Genomic DNA, 8,418 nt, shown 5'->3' on the forward strand with positions numbered 1-8,418 from the left:
AGTCGGCGCCACGGACCGACGCGGCGAACGCGATAAACGAGCACCAGCGCGAGTACGAGGCACGCGATGCCCGCAAAGGTCACGAGTGTGTACGCCGGCTCCCACCACGAAGGCAGTGCGAGCCCTGCGGAGAGGGGAACCGAGACGAGTGTTGGCGTGGGAAGTGAGCGGCGTCTGTCCGCTCGGGCGTCGTCCATGGCGCTCGGGAACGTTCCGTCGTCGGAGTCTGGTGCGCGCGTCCTCGTGACGCTCGCGACCTGGCCAAGCTACGCGCTTGCCGCGCGTGACGTCAAGCGCGGAGCAGGGTCACGCGCTCGAACGCGTCGACCCCGTCGACGAGGCATCGGTGCGCGCGGCATCAGTCTGAATGGCGCGCGCCGATTCACCCGCAATCGGCGTGAGCGGCAGCAGGAAGTAGAAGGAGCTGCCGACGCCGACCGTGGTCTCGACGTGAATCGTGCCGCCGTGCTGCTCGACGATGCCCTTGCAGATCACGAGACCCAGGCCGGTGCCACCGGCACGCCGCGTCGCGGTGGTGTCGACCTGGCTGAATTTCTGGAACAGTCGCGACAGGTTGTGCGTCGCGATGCCTTCGCCCTGGTCCTTGATGCTGACCTTCACGAATTCGTCGCTGCGCTCGACGGTGACGTCGATTCGGCCGCCGGCGGGCGAGAACTTGACCGCGTTCGAGAGCAGGTTCGTGACCACCTGCCCGATGCGATCCGCGTCGATCATGAGATCCGGCACATCGTGCGAGTCGGCGAGCTCGAGCCGCAGCTGCTTGTCGGCGAGCAGCGTGCGGATGTTCTGCGCCGCCTGCTGGACCACCGGTTCGATGCGTTGACGTTCGAGGTGCATGGGCAGCGAAGCGGACTCGAGCTTCGAGAAGTCGAGAATGTCGCCGATCAGCACCAGCAGGCGCTCGGTGTTCGCGTGCGCGATCGTCAGCAGCTTGTTCTGCTGGTCGTTGTTCTGGAAGTACTGCGCGTCGCCGAGCAGCTCGATTGCGCCTTTGATCGAGGTGAGCGGGGTGCGGATCTCGTGCGAGACCACCGCCACGAACTCGGACTTGAGGCGATCGAGGCTCTTGGTGTGTTCGTAGAGCTGCGAGTTGCGGATCGCGATCGCAGCCTGCGAAGCGAACAGCGTGAGGTAGTTCTCTTCGTCATGGTGGAAGCCTCCCTCCCGGTCGCTGGCGACCAGCAGGCCGACCACCGAACCCTCGGAGACGAGCGGAATCGCGGCCAGCGACTCGGCCGCCGCCGGCATGACTCCGGGGAGTACCGGGGCCACGCCCGCGCTCGGATCCCAGCGCAGCGAGCGCTCCGAGGCCACACAGGCCCCGAACCATCCCTCTCCGTGACGGAAGTCGACCGAGTCCGCGCCCTGGTGATGCAACGAGCGTCCGTTCGTCGAGGCCGCGCGGTAATCGTCGGTGCCCTCGCGGCGCAAGTAGAGCACCGCGGAGCGTGCGTGCACGTCGAGCGCGGCGCGCGCGGTGATCAGCTCGACGCGATGCACGAGCTCGAGGTTGGCGCTGATCTCCTGGTTCACATCGTAGAGCGTCCGAAGCTGCTGGGTCGCGACGCGCACGCGCTCGCGCAGCTCCACTTCGTGACGACTGAGCTGCTCGTTCTTCTCTCGCAGCTCCACCAGGATCTGCCGGTTCTGCTCCTTGAGGCGGCGATTCTTGATGCCGCTCTTGACGATCTTGTGCACCGCCTCGAGGTCAAAAGGCTTCGTCACGTACTCGTAGGCGCCCTGTCGCAGCGCCTCGACCGCACTGGTCGTCGAAGCGTAGCCGGTCACGACGATCACGCAGGCGTCGGCGTCGAGCTGCTTGGCGAACTTGACGACCTCGAGTCCCGAGACCCCGGGCAGGTTGATGTCGGTCAGGATCACATCGGGGCGCAGTTGCGGGATCACCCGCACCGCCTCCTCCCCGCTGACCGCGACCGTGACCTCGTAGCCCTCGCTGCCGAGGTACTCGCTGCACACGTCGGCGACGCTCGGCTCGTCGTCGACCACCAGAATTCGCGCGGCGGAGCCGGACTCGTTCGACGAAGCGGGAGTCGGTGGGATGAGTTCGTTCATCGGGACCTCAATGGACCACGCCGGCTTCGGCGACCGCACTGCGCCGCCGTCCGGACTTCTTGGCGACGTCGAGCGCCGCTTCGGCATGATTCAGCAGCTCGAGCGCATCGCGCCCGCTGCGCGGACTCGCGGCGACTCCGCACGAAGCGCTCAGTGCTCCGACGCGTGCGAACGCGTGATCCTCGAGTGCTCGCATCAGGCGTTCCGCGCAGCGGCGTGCCGGACCCGCATCGGCGTCGGGCAGCAGCGCGACGAAGGTGTCGGAGCCGAGCCGAGCCAGCACGTCCGATTCTCGCAGGGTGAGGCGCAGCACCAGTGCCACTTCGGCCAGTACCCGGTTCGCGACCGCCGCCCCGTAGCGCTTACGAAGCGCGCCGAATCGATCCAGGTCCAGCACCACCACGGCGACCGGCTCACCGGCGCGACGTGCACGCTGGAGTTCGGCACCCAGGCGGATTCGAAACGCTCCGCCGTCGGGCAGACCGGTCAGCGTGTCGCGACCCGGTTGAGTTCTCAGACGCCGCAGCTCGATGCGCGCACCGAGGGCCGCGCCCAGCGCACCCGCGGCTGTCCGCACCAGCGCAAACTGCGCAGGGCTCCAGCGGCGACCGGCGTGCGCAACCAGATCGAGTACACCCACGCGTTCTTCGCCGCGCATCATCGGGACCGCCAGGCAATCGCGCAGGTCGCCGGCGCGCCGCTTCCACGCTCCGCGCGCCGACCATGGCTCGAGCGTGCCGTCGCGGCCCACCAGGTGGATCGCGACGCCGTCGCAGTCGAACGCCTTCGCGAGATCGTCGAGCGCGCGATTCACCGCGCGACCGTCGTCCTGCAGCAGCGCCTCGCACGCACTCCACAACGAGCGTGCGGCGCGGCGGCGTCCGCCGCGCGCATCGGCATCGCCGTGCCGGTGCGAACCTGCTTCGGACCGTTCCAGTTCGCGTGCGTCGCCGGTGCCACTCATGCCGCCCCTCGCTGGCGCCGCTCCACCGGATCGGGAGCGAACGCGACACGCAGCGCGCGCAGACCGCGCGCCGACAATTCGATGCGCTGCGACTCACGCAGGACGACCTCGAGCCGCTCGCGTACGCCCGGCGTCCGGCCGGCCGGGCCCATCATGAGCAATTGGGCATTGCCGCTCACTCCGACCAGCGCATTGTTGATGTCGTGATGAACGCGCAGCCGATTTGCGACGTCCGCGTTCCAGAGTTCCTGTGCCTGCCACCACTGATCGACGACGGCTCTCAGCTCGGCGCCCGTCGGCTCGCCACGCGCATCGGCCGCGGCGGCGCGCGCGAGCAGTGCCTCGCGCAACGGCTCCCACGGCGCGAGCGGCAGCTCGTCGGTCGGGATCGCGAACTCGCTCACCTCAGGCCGCCTCGGCAAGCGAGTTGCCGAGCCGCAGGCGCAGCCGCGACATGGCGCGGGTGTGCACCTGCGAAACTCGTGATTCCGAGATGCCCAGCGTGCGTCCGATCTCCTTGAGCGTCATGTGCTCGTAGTAGTAGAGCGCCACCACCAGCCGCTCCTGTTCCGGCAGATGGTCGAGCGTCCGCAGCAGGAGCAGCTTGCTCTCCTCATCGGCGAGACGCTGTTCGATGTCCACGATGGTCGGGTCGGCGAGGTGATCGGCGAGCGTGGTCGGTTCCTGGTCTTCGCTCGAGCGGGTTTCATCGAGCGAAACGAGCACCGCACCGCGAACCTGATCGAGCAGCCGGAAGTAGTCGGCCCGCGACAGCCGCATCTCCTTCGCGACTTCTTCGTCGGACGCCGCGCGGCCGAGCTTCTGGTCGAGCTTGCGCGTCACGCCGTCGAGATTGCGTGCCTTGCGGCGCATCGAGCGCGAGGCCCAGTCGAGCGCGCGCAGCTGATCCAGCACCGCGCCCTTGATGCGCCACACGGCGTAAGTCTCGAACTTGACGCCCTTGTGCGCGTCGAACTTCGCATGCGCGTCGAGCAGGCCGAGTACGCCCGCCGAGTAGAGGTCCTCGTGGTCCACGTTACGCGGAAGCGTCGTTGCGATGCGCTCCACCACGTGGCGCACGAGCGGCGCGAACCGCTGCAACAGTTCGTCCTTTGAATAGGTCACCGCGGCCGGGATCGTGCGCGGGCTTCCGGGCCGTCGGGCGGCTGCGGTGATCGGCGTCACGGTCGCGCGCACCGGGGCTTGAGTGCGTGTGAGCGTGGTCGATCGTGCAACCGTCGACGCGCGGGGTGCGGACTTGCTTCGCGTCGAGGTGGCGGGCTTGCGGGTGGCGGTACGACGTGCGGTCGGGACGGCGACGCGCGGCATGAATCCTCCTAGGCTTCGAGCCTCTCGGGGACGTTGGGGTTCGCAAGGGGATCACCGGAGGGAGCCCAGACTCGCGATGCGAACGAGCGATAGGCCGCCGCCGCATTCGAGCCCGGGTAGGCAACAACAACGGGTTCCTGGGCGCGTGCGGCGCGCGCCAGTGCGGCATCGATCGGCACCGAGCCCCACGACGGCAGCTCGAATCCGAGGAAACGACGGGTCACGGCGCGCAGTCGCTGCCAGGTCTCCATTTCCTCTTCGGCGGTCGCCGTCATGCTGAGCACCAGATGCCATGCGAGCCGCGGCGCGCGTGCGTGCATCTGCTTGAGCAGCGCGTAGGCGTCCGAGACCGAACTCTCCTCGGAGGTCGTGACGAGCACCGCGTCGTCGCAGGCGTTCGCGAACGGCGCCGCATCGGCACCCGCGGGCAGATCGAGGACCACGACGTCGATCGGCACGTCGAGCGCTCCGATGCCGCGCAGCAGCGCTTCTCGGCGATAATCGTCGAGCGTCTCGACTGCGACGGGCGACGGTCCAGCCGCCAGCAGGCGGATGCCCCCCGGGGCATCGAGCATCAATTCGTCGAGCACGCGCTCACCGCGCAGCCAGTGATGCAGGTCCCAGCGCGCGTGAACCCCGAGCACCAAATCGAGGCTTGCCTGGGCCAGATCGAGATCGACGAGCAGCACGCGGGCGCCACGCTGCTGCAGCGCGACGGCGAGATTGGCCGCGAGTTGCGAACGACCGACGCCTCCGCGCCCCGAGACCACCCCGAGCGTGCGGGCGTGCGGACGCGAACCACGCGCCGGATGATCGCTCGAAGCCCCGGGATCGACGGCGCCACTGACGACGCGCAGGCGGTCGCGCTTCATGGGGCCACCGTGCCGTTGCGTAGGCGCTCGGTCCGAGACGCCGAGTCGGATGCCGCCGCGACCGCAAACAGTCCGTGCACGAACTGCCAGTAACGAGTCTGGTCGTGACAACGCGCCAGCGGAGCCTCGAATCCCAGCCGCTCGAGGCGACGACGCTCGCTCGAGAGGGACGCAAGCGCGTCGCGGGTTGCGTCGAGACACGCGATCCGCGAGCCGGGCATGGGGCGGCGCGTGTCGGAGGCAGGAGTCACGGGAGTCACGCGGCCCGCCGCTCGGGCGCGCGGCTCACCACGCGACCGCTGCGGGTCTGCACGCGACCGATCGAAGTCAGGAAGGCGGCAAGCGTTCGCTCGACCTGGCGCACCGACACGCCGAGCACCACCGCGACCTCGACCGGCCGCAGGCGATCGCGCAGCAGCAATGCGAGCGCAAGACGTTCGCGGCGGCTGCGACGGGCAAACGCGTACTCGACGCGCGAGCGCAGGGATCCGGAGGCGGAATTCGAGGCGATGCGCGAGTGCGTCCGCGGCCGCGTCAGGAGCGCGGGTGCATTCGCCGCGATGCGCCGGGCGACCGCCGAGCGGGTCGGGATCACGATGCCGCGCTTCACGCCGCTCTCCGCACGCTGCGCGTCGCGCGTGAAGCGGCCGGCCGGGTGGTCGATCGCCGCGTGGCGCCGGCAGCATTCGACGCCGGAACGATACGCGTGGAGTTCGAGGCCTTCGTCGCACGTGCGGTGCGGGTACGTCGCGCCGAGCGCGCGGCCAGTGCGGTTTCGAGCGCACGATGCACCGCCTGACGCAGGTGCTCCATGCGGAACGGCTTGGGCAGGCACTCGTAGACGCCGGCCGAACGCAGATCACGCAGCGTCTCCGATGAGCCGTAGGCGGTGACGATGATGACCGGTTGCGCATGACGGCCGCGGCGCAGCTTGCGCGCGAGTTCGAGGCCGCTCATGCCAGGCAGTCGCAGATCCGAGATCACGAGGTCGCTGCGCGAGCCCTGCAGCCAGCGCCACGCCTCCTCGGCGGTGCGAAAGGTATCGATGGTGAATCCATCGTCGGCGAGCCCTTCCGACAGGGCCCACGACATGGTGGCTTCATCCTCGACGATCAGAATGTGGGGCATGAGGCAGGTTCTCCGCGCTGGTGGACGGGGTGGTGTTTCTGCAGCGCCCGTGCCAGCGGAAGAAACCGCTTCAGTTTTCGTCGAATCCGGACCGGTCCGACGATTTGCTCCGACCTGAATGACTCGCAAGTCGAGCGGCGAACCCGATTCAGGCCAGCGCTTTAGGCCGCCTGATGGATGTGACGCGCGCAAACCAGGTTTGCGCGGCGGTGCCTCAGCGGGGCCGCGCGGGCTGCAGGCTGCCCGCCGGTTTCCGCAATTCGCCCGCCCAGGCTTCTTCCGCAAATCGAGGCGGGCCGACCGAATCCTCACCGGTCGACCCGCAACGAATCCTCAAGTTCGGCGCCGCTCAGGTTTCGGAGCCGGCCTCCGCCTCGTCGTCCATGTGCAGTTCCTTGAGCTTGGTCCTCAACGTCTGTCGCGAGATTCCGAGCGCCTGCGCCGCGCGCGTCTTGTTCCCGTCGCAGACGCCGAGCGAGTGCACGATCGCGAGCCGTTCGATCTCCTCGAGCGGTCGCACCCGTCCGGCAGGAAACGGATCCGAACCGCCGCGGGCGGAATCGCGCGCGGGCCCCACCACCTCGAGTGGCAGATGCTCACGCCGGATCTCCTCGTCCGCCTCGAGGATCAGCACGCGCTCGATCGTGTTCTTCAACTCGCGAACATTGCCGGGCCATGCGTAGGACTTGAGCGCGGCGAGCGCGCTCGCGTGCATGCGAGCCGGCGGACGCCCCAGCTCCGACGCGATGCGTGCGATGAAGTGGGTCGCGAGCAGCTCGATGTCGTCCGCGCGCTCACGCAGCGGCGGCATCTCGATCGTGACGACGTTGAGCCGGTAGTAGAGATCCTCGCGAAAGCGCCCGTCCGCCACCATCTTCTTCAGGTCGCGATGCGTTGCCGCGACGACCCGCACGTCGACCACGATGTCGTCGTGACCGCCGACGCGTCGGAACGTGCGCGACTCGAGCACGCGCAGCAGCTTCGACTGGAGCTGGGGCGTCATCTCGCCGATCTCGTCGAGCAACAGCGTGCCCTGATCCGCCAGATCGAATAGCCCCTTCTTGAACTGCTTCGCGTCGGTGAACGCACCCTTCTCGTGTCCGAACAGCATGCTCTCGAGCAGCTGCTCGGGAATCGCACTGCAGTTCAGGTCCACGAACGGACCGCCGGCGCGCGGGCTGCGATCGTGCAGGTAGCGCGCCATGAGTTCCTTCCCGGAGCCGGTCTCGCCGTGCAGCAGCACGGTCGTGCCGGAACTCTTCGCCACCTTCTCGAGCCGCTGCAGGGCCTTCTGAAGTCCCGCGCTTTCGCCGAGCAACGGCTGGCCACGGCGCCCCTCGCGCAGATGATCGACCTCACGCTTGAGGCGTGAGTGTTCGAGCGCGCGCCGCACCACCACTTCGAGATGATCCAGATACGGCGGCTTCTTCTCGATGAAGTCGTAGGCCCCGAGCCGCGTGGCCTGCACCGCCTGTTCGACGCCGCCGTGCCCGGTCAGCATGATGACCGGCATGGTGGCGTCTTCCTCGCGCAGTCGTTGAAGCACCTGGAGCCCGTCCTCGTCGCCGAGGCGCAGATCCAGCAGCACGACGTCGACCGACTGATCGCGGACCCTCGTCAGGGCTTCGCGGCCGTTCTCGGCTTCGAGCGGACGGAAGCCCGCATCGCGCGCCCACTCCCCGAGGCTGAATCGCAGCGTGCGCTCGTCATCGACGACGAGAAGCACGGGCATGCTGACCGTTGTCATCGTTTCGCCTTTCGCCATGGCGTTTCTCCACTGGGAAGTTGAGCAGCACGGTGGTGCCGCGGCCTTCGCGGCTCGCGACCGCGATCGAGCCTCCGTGCTCCTGCATGATGGTCTGTGAAATCGAGAGACCCAGCCCGGTGCCGCCCGGCTTGGTTGAGAAGAACGGATCGAACAGCTTGACCAGCAGCCCACGCGGGACGCCGGTGCCCGAGTCGATCACGCGGATCTGTTCGTACTCGATCCAGCGCGCCGCGGCGACCGCCGGCCGCCGCGGCGCGCTGGAT

Annotated in this window: 10 protein-coding genes; all 10 read right to left on the bottom strand. The window is 68.4% G+C overall.

The features are described 5' to 3' along the window. Positions 1 to 306 precede the first annotated feature (306 nt). Entirely contained in the window at positions 307 to 2,094 is a 1,788-nt protein-coding gene (locus HOP12_09070) for a response regulator (protein NOT34305.1), read from the bottom strand. A gap of 7 nt (positions 2,095 to 2,101) precedes the next feature. Next, on the bottom strand, positions 2,102 to 3,058 hold the full coding sequence (locus HOP12_09075; protein ID NOT34306.1) for a GGDEF domain-containing protein: 957 nt from the start codon (positions 3,056 to 3,058) through the stop codon (positions 2,102 to 2,104). After that, complete coding sequence (locus HOP12_09080) at positions 3,055 to 3,462, bottom strand: hypothetical protein (protein NOT34307.1); 408 nt, start codon at positions 3,460 to 3,462, stop codon at positions 3,055 to 3,057. The genes HOP12_09075 and HOP12_09080 overlap by 4 nt, the downstream gene beginning before the upstream one ends. A gap of 1 nt (position 3,463) precedes the next feature. Next, complete coding sequence (locus HOP12_09085) at positions 3,464 to 4,387, bottom strand: FliA/WhiG family RNA polymerase sigma factor (protein ID NOT34308.1); 924 nt, start codon at positions 4,385 to 4,387, stop codon at positions 3,464 to 3,466. Between the two features lie 8 nt (positions 4,388 to 4,395). Next, positions 4,396 to 5,259, bottom strand: a complete 864-nt coding sequence (locus HOP12_09090; GenBank protein NOT34309.1) for a P-loop NTPase — start codon at positions 5,257 to 5,259, stop codon at positions 4,396 to 4,398. Further along, positions 5,256 to 5,519 carry a hypothetical protein gene (locus HOP12_09095; protein ID NOT34310.1) on the bottom strand — a complete coding sequence of 88 codons (264 nt, stop codon included), beginning with the start codon at positions 5,517 to 5,519 and terminating at the stop codon, positions 5,256 to 5,258. The genes HOP12_09090 and HOP12_09095 overlap by 4 nt, the downstream gene beginning before the upstream one ends. Continuing rightward, positions 5,516 to 5,869: a hypothetical protein gene (locus HOP12_09100; protein NOT34311.1), complete on the bottom strand. Its 354-nt coding sequence runs from the start codon at positions 5,867 to 5,869 to the stop codon at positions 5,516 to 5,518. Before HOP12_09100 ends, HOP12_09095 begins: the two co-directional genes overlap by 4 nt. Then, the gene (locus HOP12_09105; GenBank protein ID NOT34312.1) at positions 5,866 to 6,387 is read right to left on the bottom strand and encodes a response regulator; all 522 of its coding nucleotides are present in this window, start codon (positions 6,385 to 6,387) and stop codon (positions 5,866 to 5,868) included. The genes HOP12_09100 and HOP12_09105 overlap by 4 nt, the downstream gene beginning before the upstream one ends. Positions 6,388 to 6,736: 349 nt before the next feature. Further along, positions 6,737 to 8,119: a sigma-54-dependent Fis family transcriptional regulator gene (locus HOP12_09110; GenBank protein NOT34313.1), complete on the bottom strand. Its 1,383-nt coding sequence runs from the start codon at positions 8,117 to 8,119 to the stop codon at positions 6,737 to 6,739. Continuing rightward, on the bottom strand, positions 8,094 to 8,418 hold a 325-nt coding region (locus HOP12_09115; GenBank protein ID NOT34314.1), incomplete at its 5' end, for a hypothetical protein. The genes HOP12_09115 and HOP12_09110, both read right to left, overlap by 26 nt.

This window comes from Candidatus Eisenbacteria bacterium, assembly GCA_013140805.1.
Classification (GTDB): Bacteria; Eisenbacteria; RBG-16-71-46; order RBG-16-71-46; family RBG-16-71-46; genus JABFRW01.